The sequence below is a fragment of the Metapseudomonas otitidis genome (assembly GCF_900111835.1).
Lineage (GTDB): Bacteria > Pseudomonadota > Gammaproteobacteria > Pseudomonadales > Pseudomonadaceae > Metapseudomonas > Metapseudomonas otitidis.
In genome coordinates, this window is the sequence record NZ_FOJP01000009.1 from 158297 (window position 1) to 175516 (window position 17220).

The following is a 17220-nucleotide window of genomic DNA, read 5'->3' on the forward strand; positions in this document are numbered from 1 at the left end:
GGAAGCTCGATGCCGGCGCGCGCCGGCGGGAAAACCTTAAACCAGGGGCGCAACCTGCCAGCGCCCATCCTGCAGGATCAGCTGGCGATCGCATGCCACTTCCTGCGCACTGCCCACATCCTGGCCCGGCAGCGCCTGAACGACACGCTGGCCTTCGCCACGCAGGCGCTTGATTGCCTGCCAGAGGTAGACGTCATGGACATCCGGTGCCCAGATTCCGGCGGGCGCATCATCCAGCTGCATGCGCCCCAGGGTCACCAGGGTCTTCAGATCGGTGGAGAAGCCCGTTGCGGGGCGCGCACGCCCGAAGTCGGCGCCGATGTCGTCGTAGCGACCACCCTGGGCAATGGACTGCCCTTCACCTGGTACGAACGCCGCGAAGACCACGCCCGTGTGGTAGTGGTAGCCACGCAGCTCACCCAGGTCGAAGTACAGCGGAAGCTCCGGATAACGTAGCTCCAGCTCATCCGCGATGGCGACGAGTTCATCGAGCGCGACATGGACCTCTTCGGGCGCATCCACCAGGACGCCTTGGGCAAGCTCAAGAACCTGGCGATCACCGCAGAGCTCGGCGAGGGAGCGAAGCATCCCGGCCAGGTGCGCAGGGAGGCCTTCGGTCAGCTCGGCCACCTCATCGACCGCCTTGCGTTGCAGGGCGTCGAAAAGACGCTGCTCAGCTTCGCCCGACAGCTCGGCAGCACGGGCAAGACCACGGTAGATACCGACATGACCAAGGTCCATGTGCACGTCCGGCACATCGGCCAGCTCGAGCATCTCCAGCATCAGGCTGATGACTTCGACATCGCTGGCCGGGCTGGCATCGCCATACAGCTCGGCACCCAGCTGGATCGGGCTGCGGGAGGTGGAAAGTGCGCGCGGCTTGGCATGCAGGACACTGCCCGCATAGCACAGCCGGTTGGGCCCTTCGCGACGCAGGGTATGGGCGTCCAGGCGCGCAACCTGGGGCGTGATGTCGGCGCGGAAGCCCATCTGCCGTCCCGATTGCGGGTCCGTGACCTTGAACGTACGCAATTCAAGATCCTGCCCGGCGCCCGTGAGCAGGGATTCGAGAAATTCGATGTGCGGGGTTACCACGAAGTCGTAGCCCCAGCGCTGGAACAGGTCCAGTACCTGGCGGCGGGCTGCCTCGATGCGCGCCGCGTCGGGCGGCAGTACTTCTTCGATTCCGTCTGGCAGCAGCCAGCGATCTACCGTTGCCATTTCGCCACTCCCCTCTTAGCTGGGCGGCAAGCCTTCAGTGAAGCAGATACAGGAGGCCGGTCCCCAGCAACATGCTGGCGAGGCCCATGAGGCGGAGATGGCGATCCTTCAGACTCGCCAACCCAAGCACCGCGGCACGCCAACGGCGCGGATAGAGGAAGGGCAGGATGCCTTCCAGCACCAGCACAAAACAGATCGCTATGCCGATTTCCTGCCACATGATTCCCGCGGACGCAAAAAAGCCGGGATTTCCCGGCTGGCCCATCATAACACGTTTTCCCGGAGGGTCACCCCGGCGGTCAGGTTCGTCCGCCGGGGTGCATCCTCACTTGGCCTTGTTCAGGAACTGGAAGAACTCGCTGTGCGGGTCCAGCACCATCACATCGCTCTTCTTGGCGAAGCTCTCGCGGTAAGCCTGCAGGCTCCGGTAGAAGGAATAGAACTCCGGGTCCTGGCTGTAGGCCTTGGCATAGATGGCAGCCGCCTGGGCATCACCATCACCGCGAAGCTCTTCGGACTCCCGGTAGGCCTCGGCCAGCAGTACACGGCGCTGACGGTCGGCATCCGCGCGGATACCTTCTGCCAGCTCGCTACCCTTGGCACGATGCTCACGTGCTTCCCGCTCGCGCTCGGTACTCATGCGCTCGAAAACGCTGCGGTTCACCTCGCGAGGCAGGTCAATGGCCTTCACGCGGACGTCCACGACCTCGATACCCAACTCCTTGCTGGCCATGGTGTTCAGCGAACGCGTGATATCGGCCATCAGGCCATCGCGCTCACCGGACACCACTTCATGCAGGGTGCGCTTGCCAAACTGGTCGCGCAGGCCGGCCTCGAGACGACGGGAGAGTCGCTCGTCCGCAATCTGCTTGAGGCCGGATGTGGCGGTGTAGAAGCGCTCGGCATCGGAGACCCGCCACTTGGCATAGGCATCCACCATCACCGCTTTCTTCTCCTGGGTCAGGAAACGCTGGGTGGGTGAATCCAGGGTCAGCAGGCGCGCATCGAACTTACGCACCTGGTTGACGTAGGGGATCTTCACGTGAAGGCCGGGCTGGACATCCGCCTCGACGATACGGCCGAACTGGAGGAGAACCGCTCGTTCGGTCTGGGCCACGATGTAGAAGCTGCTCCAGGCTACCAGCCCGAGCACGACAGCCCCGATCAGGGCGATCAGCGACTTGTTACCCATCAGCGACTCTCCCTAGAACGCAGATCGCGCTGCTGCAGATCGGTGGTGACACGCGAACCCAGGTCGCTGGCCGCGCCGCTCGATGGGGCTGGGGCCGGCATCGCCGCACTGGCACCACCGCGGTTGTCGATCATCTTATCCAGCGGCAGATACAGCAGGTTGTTCTGCCCCTTATCACCCGTTACCAGGACCTTGCTGGTGTTGCTGAAGACTTCCTGCATGGTGTCGAGGTAAAGGCGCTGGCGCGTGACATCGGGCGCCTTGCGGTATTCAGCCACGAGTTTGGTGAAGCGATCAGCCTCACCCTTGGCACGGGAGATGACCTCTTCACGGTAACCGTTGGCCTCTTCGATGATGCGCTGGGCCTGACCACGGGCTTCAGGGATCACGCCATTGGCGTAGGCCTCTGCCTGGTTCTTGGCACGCTGTTCATCTTCACGGGCACGGATCACGTCATCGAATGCTTCCTGCACCTCACGGGGCGCAGCCGCACTCTGGACGTTGACCTGGGTGACGGTGATGCCGGTGCCATAGGTGTCGAGGAAGCGCTGCAGGCGCTCCTTGATCTCACTGGCCATCAGCTCACGGCCTTCGGTCAGCACCTGGTCCATCTCGGTCGAGCCCACCACATGACGGAGGGCGCTCTCGGTGGCGTGCTGCAAGCTCACTTCAGGCTGATCGACGTTCAGCACGAACTTCTGCAGGTCACTGATCTTGTACTGCACAGTGAGCGGCACTTCGACGATGTTCTCGTCCTCGGTGAGCATCTGCCCCTGCTTGCTATAGGCGCGCTCGCGGGTGACGTTCTCCTGGAACTTGCGATCGATCGGCGGGAAATAGATGTTCAGGCCAGGCCCAACGGTGTCGTAGTACTTGCCGAAGCGAAGTACCACCGCCTGCTCCTGTTCATCGACCACGTACACCGCGCTGTAGAGCCAGCCCAGTACAAGGATGAACAGGGCGATACCCAGCAAACCGAAGCCACCGCCACGGTTTTCATCGCCGCCTCGTTTCTTGCCGCCCCCGAACAGGCCATTAAGGCTGTCCTGCAGCTTGCGGAAGGCTTCGTCCAGATCCGGCGGTCCCTTGCGGTCACCGCCACGGCGGCCACCCCAGGGATCCTGATTGTTCGAGTTGCCACCCGGCTCGTTCCAAGCCATAGCGCTCTCCATACTGATAAAGCAAAGACGCGCCCAAGGCACGTCCGCCAATGCTACCGAAAGCCCGCTATCTGCGGCAAAAAGCCATTCCGCGGCCTTATTGCAAAGTGTGTTGCTCGATGAACGCCTGAGGTTGCCAGCCTTCGCGACTGACAAGCCGGTTCAGCTCGACACGCGGCAACCTGACTGCCAGCAATGTATCGCCAGCCTCGTCGTGCTGCTCGCTCTGCACGGCCCCCAGTGCGAAGAACTGCGCCCGCAGGCGCCCCAAACGCTGCGGTAGCTTCAGGGTCCCTACGAAGAGGTCCTCCCCCAACAACTCGGCAATCGCTTGCTCAAGCAGCTCAAGCCCTTTGCCCTCGCGGGCAGACAACCAGACACGCTCGGGCTTGCCATTCTCGTCTCGCTGGATCTGCGGCTCCATGGATTCCAGCAGGTCGATCTTGTTGTAGACCTCCAGCATCGGCAATCCATCGGCACCGATCTCCCCCAGTACCGCCAGCACTTGTTCGATCTGCGCCATCCGCTCAGGCTCATGAGCATCGATAACGTGCAGCAGCAGGTCGGAGTTGCTGGACTCCTCAAGGGTAGCCCGGAAAGCCTCGACGAGCTTGTGCGGAAGATGGCGGATAAAACCCACGGTATCTGCCAGCACGATCGGCCCCAGATCGGCCAGTTCGAGCCGGCGCAGCGTGGGATCCAGCGTGGCGAACAGTTGGTCTGCCGCATAGACCTCGGACGTGGTCAGGGCATTGAAAAGCGTGGATTTACCCGCGTTGGTATACCCCACGAGTGACACGGAAGGGATATCCGCTCGCTTGCGGCCACGCCGGGCCTGCTCACGCTGGCTGCGGACCTTTTCGAGGCGCTGCTTGATCTGGCGGATGCGCACGCGCAGGAGGCGACGGTCCGTTTCCAGCTGGGTTTCACCGGGACCACGCAGGCCAATACCGCCCTTCTGGCGCTCCAGGTGGGTCCAGCCGCGAACCAGGCGGGTGCTCATGTGTTCGAGCTGCGCGAGCTCCACCTGCAGCTTGCCTTCATGGGTCCTGGCGCGCTGGGCGAAGATATCGAGGATCAGACCGGTGCGGTCCAGCACCCGGCATTCGAAGGCGCGCTCGAGGTTGCGCTCCTGGCTGGGTGTAAGGGTGTGATTGAAGATGACGAGTTCAGCCTGCTCAGCCTTGACCAGATCGTGAAGCTCCTCGACCTTGCCGCTGCCGATCAGGTATTTGGCGGTCGGCTGGTGACGGGAAACGGAGATGAAGGCCACCGTATCCGCACCAGCCGATCGAGCCAGCTCCTGGAATTCCTGCGGGTCTTCTCGCGCCTCAGGATCATGGCCTTCCAAATGAACAAGGACGGCACGTTCACCACCACCTGGGCGTTCGAAAAACAAAGCAGACTCCTATCAGGCGTTACCGGGCTCAGGCTGCTCTTGTTCGCTGGCGCTGGGCAGGCGGACGGGGCGGCTCGGTACAACGGTGGAAATGGCGTGTTTGTAGACCATCTGGCTGACGGTGTTCTTCAGCAGGATCACGAACTGGTCGAAGGATTCGATCTGGCCCTGCAGCTTGATGCCGTTGACCAGGTAGATGGAAACCGGTACGCGTTCCTTACGCAAGGTATTCAGGTAAGGGTCTTGTAGCGAATGCCCTTTTGACATATGCCGCACTCCTGTAGGGATCTAATTCGTATGAGTTGTCAAATGACGAGAAAGTTGGCCGCCCTACCCCCAAGGATAGACGGTAACTGGCGAGGTCTTAGCCCAATATGGAGACCGACTCCAGGTATTTCAAGGCGCGCGGCAGATTGTCGCAAGCCAGGCTATCGAGCCAGTGCAAATCGGCCCAACTGCGTAACCAGGTGAACTGTCGCTTGGCCAACTGGCGCGTGGCAATGATGCCTCGCTCCTCCATTTCGGCCCGGGTCAGGTTGCCCCCGAGGTATTCCCATACCTGGCGGTAACCCACAGCCCTTATAGACGGCAATCCTGCGTGCAAGTCACGTCTTTCGCGCAGGTTTTCGACCTCTTGGACGAACCCCTGTTCCAGCATCAGACGAAATCGTTGCGCAATTCGTGCATGCAAAACCTGGCGATCCGCAGGAGCAATCGCCAGCTGCGCGACAGTATAAGGCAAATGCCCCGCCCCAGCAGGGCCGGCGTCGTGATTTTGCGACGCCTGTCGACGCCGCAGCTCACTCATGGAAACACCGCCAGAGAGGTACACCTCCAGCGCCCGGGTCAGGCGCTGGGGATCATTGGGGTGTATGCGCGCCGCCGACTCGGGATCGACCGTTGCCAGCTCCTGATGCAAGACTTCCCATCCCTCCCGCGCGGCACGGGCTTCCAGCTCAGCCCGTATGGCCGGATCCGCGCTGGGCATATCTGCCAACCCCTCCAGCAACGCCTTGTAGTAGAGCATCGTGCCGCCAACCAGCAACGGTATGCGGCCCCGGGCGGTGGCATCCGCCATGGCGGCCAGCGCATCCGCGCGAAAATCCGCAGCTGAATAGGCGTCGGCAGGGTCGAGGATATCGATCAATTGATGCGGGTAGGCTTCCAGCGTGGCGCGATCCGGCTTGGCGGTGCCGATATCCATGCCGCGATACACCAGGGCGGAATCAACGCTGATCAACTCGCAGGGCAGCGCCTGGGCCAACTCGATGGCCAGATCGGTCTTCCCCGCAGCAGTCGGCCCCATCAGGAAGATGGCAGGCGGCAAACGCTCCCCCATCTCAACGGCCCCGCAGGAAGAGCTTGTCGAGGTCGTCCATGCCCAACTGGGTCCAGGTGGGGCGCCCGTGGTTGCACTGGCCGCTGCGCTCGGTCTGCTCCATGTCGCGGAGCAGGCCATTCATCTCCGGCACGGTCAGCCGGCGATTGGCACGCACCGCGCCATGGCAGGCCATGGTCGCCAGCAGCTCGTTCAGGTGCGCCTGAATGCGGTCGCTGGTCCCGTATTCGAGCAGATCCGACAGCACGTCGCGCACCAGCTGGGAGACTTCGGCCTGCTTCAGCAATGCCGGTGTCTGGCGGATCGCCAGGGTCTCCGGCCCCAGTCGCTGCAGCTCAAAGCCAAGCCGCTGGAACCAGGCCGCGTGCTCTTCAGCGCAGTCTGCTTCGCGCTGGCTCACCGCCAGGGATTCCGGCACCAGCAACGGCTGTCCTTTGAGCCCCTCGCTAGCCATGGCGATTTTCAGGCGCTCATAGGTGATGCGCTCGTGAGCCGCATGCATATCGACCAGCACAAGCCCCTGGGCGTTTTCCGCGAGGATGTAGATGCCCTTTAGCTGTGCCAGCGCATAGCCCAGCGGCGGAATATCGCCCTGGCTTTCCGGCAGGCTCACGGGCGCCGAATCCGGCAACGGCGCGAAATATTCGCGGTAAGCCGCCTGGGCCTCGGCCGTCCCTACAGGGCCGGCAGGCCGGGACGGCAGCGCATAACCGCCAGACGAGGCTGTCGGTCGCCAGGCAGGCTCGGCCACAGGACGCTCCAGCACACTGGCGGCCAGGCTCATCTCCCCCTGGGGACCGAACTCGCCCGCTTCCAGCCCGGTAGGGCGAACCACGGGCGCGACCGCCGCAGGCGCGGCGAGCTGGTCTTCGGGCCGCACCTCGCCCAGGGCGCGATGCAAGGTTCCGTAGAGAAAGTCATGGACGGTGCGCCCCTCGCGGAAACGCACCTCGTGCTTGGTGGGGTGCACGTTCACGTCCACCGCCGCAGGGTCCAGCTCCAGAAACAGCACGAAGGTCGGATGGCGACCGTTGTACAACACATCGCGATACGCCTGGCGCACCGCATGCACCACCAGCTTGTCCCGCACCATCCGACCGTTCACGTAGAAATACTGCAGGTCCGCCTGGCTGCGGGAGAACGTAGGCAGCCCCACCCACCCCCACAAGTGCAGACCGTTGCGCTCCACCTGGATGGGCAGCGCCTGCTCCAGGAAAGCCGAGCCGCACACGCTGGCAACGCGCCGCGCGCGGGAAATCTCGTCACGGGCCTCATGCAGCGCGAATACCGTTTTGCCGTTGTGGCGAAGGTGGAAGGCCACATCGAACCGCGCCAGGGCGAGGCGCCGGATGACCTCCTGCAGATGCTCGAACTCGGTCTTCTCGGCCCGCAGGAACTTGCGCCGCGCCGGCGTGTTGAAGAACAGGTCGCGCACCTCCACCGAGGTTCCCACCGGGTGGGCGGCAGGCTGAACGCGCGCTTCCATGTCACGCCCTTCGGTCTCCACCTGCCAGGCCTGGTCGGCATCCGCCGTGCGCGAGGTCATGGTCAGCCGTGCCACGGAGCTGATGGAAGCCAGTGCTTCGCCCCGGAACCCCAGGCTCATGACCCGTTCCAGATCATCCAGATCACGGATTTTGCTGGTGGCGTGGCGCGCCAGGGCCAGGGGGAGGTCATCGGAGGGGATGCCGCAACCGTCATCACGAACCCGCAGCAGCTTCACACCGCCCTGTTCGACCTCCACGTCGATCCGACGCGCACCGGCATCCAGGCTGTTTTCCAGCAGCTCCTTGATTACCGAAGCCGGGCGCTCGACCACCTCGCCGGCGGCGATCTGGTTGGCCAGGCGCGGGCTGAGCAGGTGGATGCGGCGCAGTTCTGCCATGTCGCTCATGGCTGGGCCGCCAGAGCCGTGGTGGCCGGGATGTTCAGGGTCTGGCCGACCTTGATGGTGTCGCTCTTCAAACCGTTGGCGTTGCGCAACGCCACCAGGCTGACCTGATAGCGCTGGGCGATGAGCGCGAGGCTCTCGCCGGACGCGACGATGTGCTCACGCGGGCCGGCGGCGATCTTGCCCGCATCACGCAAGGAGGCGATGTAGGTCCCCGGCGGCGGGTTCTGCACGAAGAACTGCTTGATGCCGCTCTGGATGGAGCGCGCCAGCGCCTGCTGGTGCCCGGCGGAGGCCAGCTTCTGGGATTCCTGGTGGTTGGAGATGAAACCGGTCTCCACCAGGATCGACGGGATGTCCGGGGACTTCAGCACCATGAAGCCCGCCTGCTCGACCCGGCGCTTGTGCAGCGGCGTGACGCGCCCGATGTTGGTCAGCACCTTGTGCCCGACGTTCAGGCTGGAGGACAACGTAGCCGTCATCGACAGGTCCAGCAGCACGCCAGCCAGCATACGGTCCTTGTCATCCAGGCTGACGCTGCCCACACCGCCAATGAGGTCGGAACGGTTTTCGTTGTCCGCCAGCCAGCGGGCCGTCTCGGACGTGGCGCCCCGGTCGGACAAGGCAAAGACAGAGGCACCGAACGCGCTGCGGCTCGGCGCCGCGTCGGCGTGGATCGAGACGAACAGGTCGGCGCCCTTCTTGCGGGCGATCTCGGTGCGCTTGCGCAGCGGAATGAAGTAATCGCCGGTACGCACCAGCTCGGCGCGGAAGCCCCGCTCCTGGTTGATCTGGCGCTGCAACTCCTTGGCGATGGCCAGCGTCACATCCTTCTCGTGCTGCCCCTTGGGCCCGAGGGCGCCCGGGTCCTCGCCGCCGTGACCGGCGTCGATGGCAACGATGATGTCGCGCTTGCCACCGGAAACCGGCGGCAGCTTGCCGGTGGACGGCTGAGTGGGGGAAACCGGCGGCTGCGGCGTGCTGGGCGCCGTCGCTACCTGCGGGGCGCTGGCCTCTTCGGCGGCAGAGGGCTGGTCGTACAGGTCGACCACCAGGCGATTGCCATACTGCTGGTTGGGCGCCAGGGTGAAGCTCTTGGGCGTGACGCCGGGCGCCACGTCGATCACCACCCGCAGGTCGGTCGGCGAGCGCTGGGCCGAGCGGACGCTCTTGATCGGCGTGTTGGCGATGGACAGCTTGTCCAGCTGAGTGCCCAACTGGGCGCCATTGATGTCGATGACGATGCGATCCGGCGCGGTCAGCGTGAACACGCTGTGCTGCACCGGGCCGGACAGGTCGAAGACCAGGCGGGTGTTGTCGGGAGCACGCCAGAGCCGCACACTGCGGACCTCGGTGGCAGCCAGGATATTGGTGGCAAAGGCTGCCAGCAGCAGACCGATCCCGGCAAACAGTGCGCGCGAGCGCATACTCCACCCCATACTCGTCTTCATTCTCCCGTGGCCAAGGCGGCACACCAGGCTTCGCCGCGCGCGGTATGCGGCGAGAAATGCAGCGAGCGGCCGCCTGCATGGGCGCTAATGGTAATGTCAAGGTCCGCCTTTGGCAAAACGCCCTGACCCCGCTCGGGCCACTCGATCAGGCACAACGCATCGCCCTCGAAATAGTCGCGGATACCGAGGAATTCCAGCTCCTCGGGGTCGACCAGGCGGTACAGGTCGAAGTGATAGACCGCGACCCCATCGATCTCATAGGGCTCCACCAGGGTGAAGGTCGGGCTCTTGACCGCACCGGCATGCCCAAGTCCCCGCAGCAAGCCGCGCGAAAGGGTCGTCTTGCCCGCGCCCAGGTCGCCATGAAGGTAGATCACCCCCCGCCCACCGCTGACATGCCCCAACCGGGCCCCAAGGGCGGTCATGGCGTCTTCTCCCTGGGCGAACAGCTTCAGCTCAGGCACGGCGAATACTCCTCGATCAACTGACGAATGGTAGGTATCAGATCGCTGGCCGCCAGGCCGCGTCCTTTGAGCCCCTGGCGTTCCCCGGCCACGGCATGCAGCCAGGTGGCCAGGGCAGCGGCCTCGAAGGGTGACAGGTGCTGTGCCAGCAAGGCGCCAACCAGCCCCGCCAGGACATCCCCGAGCCCGGCGGTGGCCATGGCCGGATGCCCCCGGTCACAGAGCGCCAGGCGGCCATCGGGCGAGGCCACCAGGCTGCCAGCCCCCTTGAGCACCACCACGGCGCTGTAACGCCGGGCCAACGCCAAGGCAGCGGCGGGTCGATCAGCCTGAACCTGGCCGACCTCTACACCCAGCAGGCGCGCCGCCTCGCCGGGGTGGGGCGTGATCACGCAATCGGACGGCAGTTGAACAGCACCCGCAGCCAGCAGATTCAGTGCGTCGGCATCCCAGACCTGGGGCAGTGCAGCGGCCGACGCAACGCTCAGCAAGGCCCACCCCCAGGGGCCCTGCCCGAGCCCCGGCCCCACCACCAGCACATCGGCACGTTCCACAAGCGGCCGCAGCGTACCCGTCGACTCGACGGCCACGCTCATCACTTCAGGCACCCGCGCCAGGGCAGCGGCCAGGTGTTCGCCCCGGGTCGCCAGGGAGACCATCCCCGCCCCGCTGCGCAAAGCACTCTCGGCACTGAGCAACGCTGCACCGCCGGTACCACGCTCGCCGCCCACGACCAGCACCTGCCCGTAGCGCCCCTTGTGAGCTGTGCGCGGCCTCGGCAGCAGGGATGGGAGGCCGCCGAGCGCCAGCCTGCGGGCCAGGACCGGATGAGCGGCGACCACTTCCGGATCCGCCTTGAGGTCATCGAAAACCAACGCCCCCACATGATCAGGAGCCTGGCCGGTAAACAGGCCGAGCTTGAGGCCGATGAACGTCACCGTCATCGTCGCGACAACCGCCACCCCAAGCACCTGGCCGGTGTCCGCACTGAGTCCCGAGGGAATATCAACGGCCAGCACCGGCAGGCCGCTGCCATTGATCTGGCGGATGGCTACGTCATAAGGCGCGCGCACCGGTCCGGAGAGGCCAGTGCCGAGCAACGCATCCACCAGCACGCCGCGCAGGGGCTCCTCGGCGTGCCAGGCAATGATCGGAACACCTGCTGCCTGGGCCTCATCCCGGGCCAGCGCCGCATCACCCGCCAGCGCTTGGGGCTCCCCAACCGCCAGGACGCGCACCTGCCAACCTGCACGAGCCGCCAGGGCCGCCAGCAGGTAGCCATCCCCGGCGTTGTTGCCGCGACCGGCCAGTACAGTCACTTCGCCAGCCTCTGGCCAATGGCGACGCAGGGCCCGCCAGGCGGCATGGGCAGCCCGCTGCATCAGTTCGAAGCCGGGGGTACCCGCGGCGATCAGGCGGGCATCGAGTGCGCGCACCTGCTCGGAGGAATAAAGCGACAGCGGCAGATCATCGACAGGATCGGACATGCGATTCGGTAGTTCAGGCAGGGGTCTGGCAGAATTATACGCACCTCGCCACTGTTTCCCTCTCTCCCAATGCCCCTTTCCCCGCAGCAACTCGACGAACTGGCCGACGCCATCAAGACATGGGGGCGCGAGCTCGGCTTCCAGCAAGTGGGCATCAGCGATGTCGACCTCGGCGAGCACGAGGCGCACCTGCAACGCTGGCTGGAGGCAGGCCACCACGGCGAGATGGACTACATGGCCGCCCACGGCAGCAAACGCTCGCACCCGGACGAACTGGTGCCCGGCACCCTGCGGGTGGTGTCGTTGCGCATGGACTACCTGCCCGGCGACACGCGCATGACCCAGGTACTGGCCGAGCCCGAAAAGGCCTACGTCTCCCGCTACGCCCTGGGCCGGGACTACCACAAGCTGATCCGCAAGCGCCTGCAGCAACTGGCCGACCGCATCCAGGCGGCCATCGGCCCCTTCGGTCATCGCGCCTTCGTCGACAGCGCCCCCGTGCTGGAGAAAGCCATCGCCGAGCAGGCAGGCCTCGGCTGGATCGGCAAGAACACCCTGGTGCTCAACCGCAAGGCCGGCAGCTACTTCTTTCTCGGCGAACTGTTCGTCGACCTGCCGCTGCCCGTGGACGCGCCCCACGGCAGCGAACATTGCGGTCGCTGCACGGCCTGCATGGACATCTGCCCCACCGCCGCCTTCGTCGCGCCCTACCAGCTGGACGCGCGCCGCTGCATCTCCTACCTGACCATCGAGCTGAAAGGCTCCATCCCGGAAGCGTTGCGCCCGCTGATCGGCAACCGCGTGTTCGGCTGCGACGACTGCCAGATCGTCTGCCCCTGGAACCGCTTCGCCCGCCCCAGCGACCAGGGCGACTTCCAGCCGCGGCACAACCTGGACAACACCGAACTGGCCAGCCTGTTCGCCTGGACGGAAGAGGAGTTCCTCAGCCGTACGGAAGGCTCCCCGCTACGCCGGGCCGGCTACGAGCGCTGGCTGCGCAACCTGGCCGTGGGCCTGGGCAATGCCCCGAGCACCGTGCCGGTCCTGGAGGCGTTGCGCGCCCGGCGGGATCACCCGTCCGAGCTGGTGCGCGAGCACGTGAGGTGGGCCCTCGCCCGCCACGGTGCGAGCGAGGCCTGAGGGATCACAGCTTGATGAAGTGATCGCGGTAGTGACGCAGCTCCGCGATGGAGTCGCGGATATCGTCCAGGGCCAGGTGGCTGCTGCTCTTCTTCACCCCATCGCGAACGTGAGGCGCCCAGCGCGCGGCCAGCTCCTTGAGGGTGGACACGTCGAGGTTGCGGTAGTGGAAGTAGGCCTCCAGGCTCGGCATCTGCCGATAGAGGAAGCGGCGATCCTGGCAGATGCTGTTGCCGCAGATCGGCGACTTGCCCTTGGGCACCCAGTGTTCGAGGAAGGCCAGGGTCTGCGCCTCCGCCTCGGCGGTGCTGATGCGGCTCTCGCGAACCCGCTGGGTGAGGCCGCTCTGGCCGTGCTGACGGGTGTTCCACTCGTCCATGCCGGCAAGGATCTCGTCGCTCTGGTGAATGGCCAGCACCGGCCCCTCGGCCAGCACATTGAGGTGGCTGTCGGTGACGATGGTGGCCATTTCGATGATGACGTCGTTGTCCGGATCCAGCCCGGTCATTTCCAGGTCGATCCAGATGAGGTTCTGAGGGTTCTGCATGTCGGAAATGCTCTCTAGGGACAGAGCGCAATTCTAGCGGATTACGCACGCCCCATCGGCCAGAAAAGCAGCGCCGTCTGGCGCCCGACCATCACGGGCAGGGAATGCTGCGGCGCCACGCCCGGCACCTCGAAGGTGTTGCTGACCAGCCAGCTGCCACTGCGCATCTCCCCAAGGGCCTTCTCCCACAGACGTGGCATGGGCTCTGGCGAGAGAAAGCAGTAGGCCAGGTCAAATGCCGCCAGGTCGATGCGCCACAGGCTCTGGTAGCGCACGCTGCAATTGCGCAGCGGCAGGCAGCGCAGCCAGGCGAGCAGGAACAGCAGCGGCGCGGTCTCCACGCCGACGAAGTGCCGCTCCGGGAAGCGCTGCGCCAAGCGCACCAGCAGGCCGCCGGTGCCACAGCCCAGGTCGACGAAGCGCAGTGCCTGTGGCTGCCCATCCAGCCAATCGCCCAACAGCTGAACAGCCCGGTCGCCACTGAGGTAGAGCGGCACGCGCTCGAACACGCTATTCCAGTTCACCAGCGCCACCAGAACGAAACCCAGCAGGAACAGCCAGGGCGGCAGCGCCAGGTGCTGGACCAGCAACAGCGCCGGCAGGAACGCCAGATTGATCCACACCCACCAGCGGGACAACCCGAGCCTTTGGCCAATGCCCGCCGCCAGGCCACCTTCCAGCAGCGCCAGCGCCCACAAAGGCAGGCGCTGCCCCAACAGCCAGGCGAGCGCATACACCAGCAGCGCCAGCAGCATGACCGCCGCCCCGTGTGCCAGGAGCGCACGCCCCAACGGCCGACCGAACAGGCCCAACCCCGACTTCATCCACCTCTCCCAACCGTGTTCAGCAGCCGCCCATGCTAGACTCGCCGCGCCCAACCCGCACGAAACTCTACCGACCCGGAAGCCCATGGCCAAACGCCACCTCAGCCGCCGTCAAAGCTGGCGCATCGAAAAAATCCAGGAAGAACGCGCCGCCCGCGCTGCCAAGCGCGAATCGCGCCTGGTCGATGAATTGGAAGGCGGCGACCTCGGCCCCGAGCAGACCGGATTGGTCATCGCCCACTTCGGCGTCCAGGTAGAAGTCGAAGCCCTGGAAGGCGAACTCGCCGGCCAGGTCGTCCGCTGCCACCTGCGCGCCAACCTGCCCGCTCTGGTTACCGGCGACCGCGTGGTCTGGCGCCCCGGCAACCAGGGCAGCGGTGTGATCGTCGCGCAACTGCCGCGCACCAGCGAGCTGTGCCGTCCGGATATGCGTGGCCTGCTCAAACCGGTGGCGGCCAACGTCGACCTGATCGTCATCGTCTTCGCACCGCTGCCCACGCCCCACGCCAATCTGATCGACCGCTACCTGGTGGCTGCCGAGCACGCCGGCATCCAGCCGCTGCTGCTGCTGAACAAGTGCGACCTGGTGGATGACCAGAACGGCGCGATGCTCGACAGCCTGCTGGAGGCCTATCGGCAACTGGGCTATGCGTTGCTGGAGGTCTCGGCCCATGGCGGAGGCGGCATGGATGACCTGCGTGCGCGCCTGGATGGCCACACCAGCGTCTTCGTCGGCCAGTCCGGCGTGGGTAAATCGTCCCTGGTGAACAGCCTGCTGCCCGGCGTGGATACCCGCGTCGGCGCGCTGTCGGAACTCACCGGCAAGGGCACCCACACCACCACCACCGCCCGGCTGTTCCACTTCCCCGGAGGCGGCAACCTCATCGACTCCCCCGGCATCCGCGAGTTCGGCCTCGGCCATGTCAGCCGTGATGACGTGGAAGCCGGCTTCATCGAATTCCGCGACCTGCTCGGCCATTGCCGCTTCCGTGACTGCAAGCACGACCGCGAGCCGGGCTGCGCCCTGCTCCAGGCACTGGAGGAAGGCCGCATCCATCCACAGCGGATGGGCAGCTACCGGCACATCATCGCCAGCCTCCCCGAGCCGGAGTACTGATGCAGAAAGGCCACGCAATGCGTGGCCTTTCTCATTCAAGCGGCGAGCCCAGTCAGGGCTGCTTCTGCGAGTCCATCTTCAGCACCCCATCCTCGAAGATGTTCAGCTTCTGCTGCAGCTCCTTGGGCTGCATGGGTTCCGTCCCTGAAGCCGGCTGCCCACCGGCGGGTGCAGCAGCGCCGGGCGCTGATGTCGGGGCATTGGCGGGCGCGCCCTCCTTGCTTTGCTGGGGTTCGCCCTCGATGTCGCGCTGTGCACGCTTGGTCAGGACGATGATGTCGATGCGACGGTTCACCGGGTTGAGCGGGTCCTTGCGGTCGAACAGGGCCGACGAGGCATAGCCCACCACGCGCGCCACCTGCTCATCCGGGTAACCGCCCGCAACCAGAGTGCGCCGCGCCGCATTGGCACGGTTGGCGGACAGCTCCCAGTTGCCGAACTCGCCATTGCCGGCGAACGGCTTGGCGTCGGTGTGGCCGCTGACGCTGATCTTGTTCGGCACGGCCTTGATGGTCTCGGCCAGGATCAACAGGATGTCCTCGAAATACGGCTGCAACCGCGCGCTGCCCAGGTCGAACATCGGCCGGTTGGCGGCGTCCATGATCTGGATGCGCAGGCCGTCCTGGGTGATCTCGAAGAGGATCTGGTCCTTGAACTTGCGCAGTTCGGGGTTCTCCTCGACCTTGTTCTGCAGCTCCTGCAGCAGCATCTCGAGGCGCTCGCGCTCAACCTGCTCGGCCAGGTTCTCTGCCTGGGTCGGGTCGACCTGGCGGGTCTGGATCTGCTCGTTGCTGGAGGAGTCGACGGACTGTTCCTGGGCGTCGGGGGCGTCCTTCAGCTCGGGGTTCAGGGTGCGGTCGGGTGCGGGAGTCGGGGTACCGCCCAGATCGATGACATAGGGGCTGGCGCTCTCAGTGAAACCGATCGGGTCCTGGAAGTAGCCGGAGATCGCCTTCTTCTGTTCAGGCGTGGCTGACGACATCAGCCAGAGCACCAGGAAGAACGCCATCATCGCCGTGGCGAAGTCGGCGAAGGCGATCTTCCAGGCGCCCCCATGGTGGCCGGCTGCGCTCTTCTTGACGCGCTTGACGATGATCGGCTGGTTGTTGTCCATGCTCGGTCTTCAATCAGCTGCCGCGGACGGCCTGTTCGAGCTCGCTGAAGCTCGGGCGGTGCGCCGGGAACAGGACCTTGCGCCCGAACTCGACAGCCAGGGACGGCGGCATCCCCGACGCGGAAGCCACCAGGGTGGCCTTGATGGCCTCGTACAGGTTCAGCTCTTCCTTCGCGTCGTGCTCAAGGCTGACCGCCAGCGGACCGAAGAAGCCGTACGCCGCGAGAATACCGAGGAAGGTCCCCACCAGGGCCGCCGCCACGTGCTTACCGAGTTCTGCCTGGGCAACCTGCCCCAACAACGCCATGGTCACCACGATGCCGAGCACCGCCGCCACGATGCCGAAGCCCGGGAGGCCGTCGGCGATCCGGTTGACAGCATGGGCCGGATGCTCCAGCTCTTCCTTGAGGCTGTTCAGTTCCATGTCGAATAGGCCTTCCAGCTCGTGGGGCGCCATGTTCCCGGAAGACATGATGCGCAGGTAGTCGCTGATGTAGGCCACCATCCCCGCATCCTTGAGGATGGCCGGGTACTTGCTGAAGATCGGGCTCGCGTTGGGGTCTTCGATGTCGGCCTCGATGGCCATCATCCCTTCACGGCGGCTCTTGTTGAGGATTTCGTAGAGCAGGCGCAACACTTCGAGGTAGAACGCATGGGTGAAGCGCGAGCTGAACATCTTCAGCGACTTCTTCAGCACGTGCATGAAGGTGCTGCCAGGGTTGGCCTGGAGGAAAGCCCCCAGCGCCGCACCGCCGATGATCAGCACCTCGAACGGCTGGATCAACGCGGCGATCTGGCCGTGTGAAAGGACATAGCCACCGAGCACGGCGGCGAAGACGACGATGATGCCGATTATCTTTGCCATAGAGAGAAG

17 protein-coding genes are annotated in these 17220 nt (G+C 65.1%); 2 read left to right on the forward strand and 15 right to left on the reverse strand.

What is annotated here, in order from left to right; all coding sequences use genetic code 11:
• Positions 1-36: 36 nt before the first annotated feature.
• The 11 genes from BM198_RS13390 to BM198_RS13440 form a co-directional block, all read right to left on the reverse strand.
• Positions 37-1221 (reverse strand): ATP phosphoribosyltransferase regulatory subunit, encoded by a 1185-nt coding sequence (locus BM198_RS13390; protein ID WP_044401182.1) that lies wholly within the window; start codon positions 1219-1221, stop codon positions 37-39.
• 34 nt (positions 1222-1255) lie between these two features.
• Positions 1256-1441 (reverse strand): DUF2065 domain-containing protein, encoded by a 186-nt coding sequence (locus BM198_RS13395; protein ID WP_044401399.1) that lies wholly within the window; start codon positions 1439-1441, stop codon positions 1256-1258.
• A 105-nt stretch (positions 1442-1546) separates the two neighbouring features.
• On the reverse strand, positions 1547-2413 hold the full coding sequence (hflC, locus tag BM198_RS13400; RefSeq protein ID WP_044401180.1) for a protease modulator HflC: 867 nt from the start codon (positions 2411-2413) through the stop codon (positions 1547-1549).
• Positions 2413-3573 carry an FtsH protease activity modulator HflK gene (hflK, locus tag BM198_RS13405; protein ID WP_074970528.1) on the reverse strand — a complete coding sequence of 387 codons (1161 nt, stop codon included), beginning with the start codon at positions 3571-3573 and terminating at the stop codon, positions 2413-2415. The genes hflC and hflK overlap by 1 nt, the downstream gene beginning before the upstream one ends.
• A gap of 97 nt (positions 3574-3670) precedes the next feature.
• Positions 3671-4972, reverse strand: coding sequence for a ribosome rescue GTPase HflX (hflX, locus tag BM198_RS13410; RefSeq protein ID WP_074970530.1), 1302 nt, complete (start codon positions 4970-4972; stop codon positions 3671-3673).
• A gap of 12 nt (positions 4973-4984) precedes the next feature.
• The gene (gene hfq / locus BM198_RS13415) at positions 4985-5239 is read right to left on the reverse strand and encodes an RNA chaperone Hfq (protein WP_003453015.1); all 255 of its coding nucleotides are present in this window, start codon (positions 5237-5239) and stop codon (positions 4985-4987) included.
• A gap of 97 nt (positions 5240-5336) precedes the next feature.
• Positions 5337-6311: a tRNA (adenosine(37)-N6)-dimethylallyltransferase MiaA gene (miaA, locus tag BM198_RS13420; protein WP_074970532.1), complete on the reverse strand. Its 975-nt coding sequence runs from the start codon at positions 6309-6311 to the stop codon at positions 5337-5339.
• A 1-nt stretch (position 6312) separates the two neighbouring features.
• Entirely contained in the window at positions 6313-8196 is a 1884-nt protein-coding gene (gene mutL / locus BM198_RS13425) for a DNA mismatch repair endonuclease MutL (RefSeq protein WP_074970682.1), read from the reverse strand.
• Positions 8197-8201: 5 nt separating this feature from the next.
• On the reverse strand, positions 8202-9641 hold the full coding sequence (locus BM198_RS13430; RefSeq protein ID WP_160480390.1) for an N-acetylmuramoyl-L-alanine amidase: 1440 nt from the start codon (positions 9639-9641) through the stop codon (positions 8202-8204).
• An 8-nt stretch (positions 9642-9649) separates the two neighbouring features.
• Positions 9650-10117: a tRNA (adenosine(37)-N6)-threonylcarbamoyltransferase complex ATPase subunit type 1 TsaE gene (gene tsaE, locus BM198_RS13435; protein ID WP_074970538.1), complete on the reverse strand. Its 468-nt coding sequence runs from the start codon at positions 10115-10117 to the stop codon at positions 9650-9652.
• Complete coding sequence (locus BM198_RS13440; protein ID WP_074970541.1) at positions 10105-11604, reverse strand: NAD(P)H-hydrate dehydratase; 1500 nt, start codon at positions 11602-11604, stop codon at positions 10105-10107. Before BM198_RS13440 ends, tsaE begins: the two co-directional genes overlap by 13 nt.
• A 69-nt stretch (positions 11605-11673) precedes the next feature.
• Here BM198_RS13440 and queG point away from each other — a divergent pair, with 69 nt between their 5' ends.
• A complete protein-coding gene (gene queG, locus BM198_RS13445) occupies positions 11674-12744 on the forward strand; it encodes a tRNA epoxyqueuosine(34) reductase QueG (protein ID WP_074970543.1) in 1071 nt (356 codons plus the stop codon).
• 4 nt (positions 12745-12748) lie between these two features.
• On the opposite strand, the gene orn is transcribed toward queG, so the two are convergent.
• Entirely contained in the window at positions 12749-13291 is a 543-nt protein-coding gene (gene orn, locus BM198_RS13450; protein ID WP_044401136.1) for an oligoribonuclease, read from the reverse strand.
• Between the two features lie 41 nt (positions 13292-13332).
• Positions 13333-14115, reverse strand: coding sequence for a class I SAM-dependent methyltransferase (locus BM198_RS13455; protein WP_074970546.1), 783 nt, complete (start codon positions 14113-14115; stop codon positions 13333-13335).
• Between the two features lie 85 nt (positions 14116-14200).
• Here BM198_RS13455 and rsgA point away from each other — a divergent pair, with 85 nt between their 5' ends.
• Positions 14201-15232: a small ribosomal subunit biogenesis GTPase RsgA gene (gene rsgA / locus BM198_RS13460; RefSeq protein WP_044401129.1), complete on the forward strand. Its 1032-nt coding sequence runs from the start codon at positions 14201-14203 to the stop codon at positions 15230-15232.
• Between the two features lie 52 nt (positions 15233-15284).
• Here the strand turns inward: rsgA and motB are convergent, their stop codons facing one another.
• Positions 15285-16346, reverse strand: a complete 1062-nt coding sequence (gene motB, locus BM198_RS13465) for a flagellar motor protein MotB (RefSeq protein ID WP_074970548.1) — start codon at positions 16344-16346, stop codon at positions 15285-15287.
• Positions 16347-16359: 13 nt separating this feature from the next.
• Positions 16360-17211, reverse strand: coding sequence for a flagellar motor stator protein MotA (motA, locus tag BM198_RS13470; protein ID WP_074970550.1), 852 nt, complete (start codon positions 17209-17211; stop codon positions 16360-16362).
• Positions 17212-17220 lie beyond the last annotated feature (9 nt).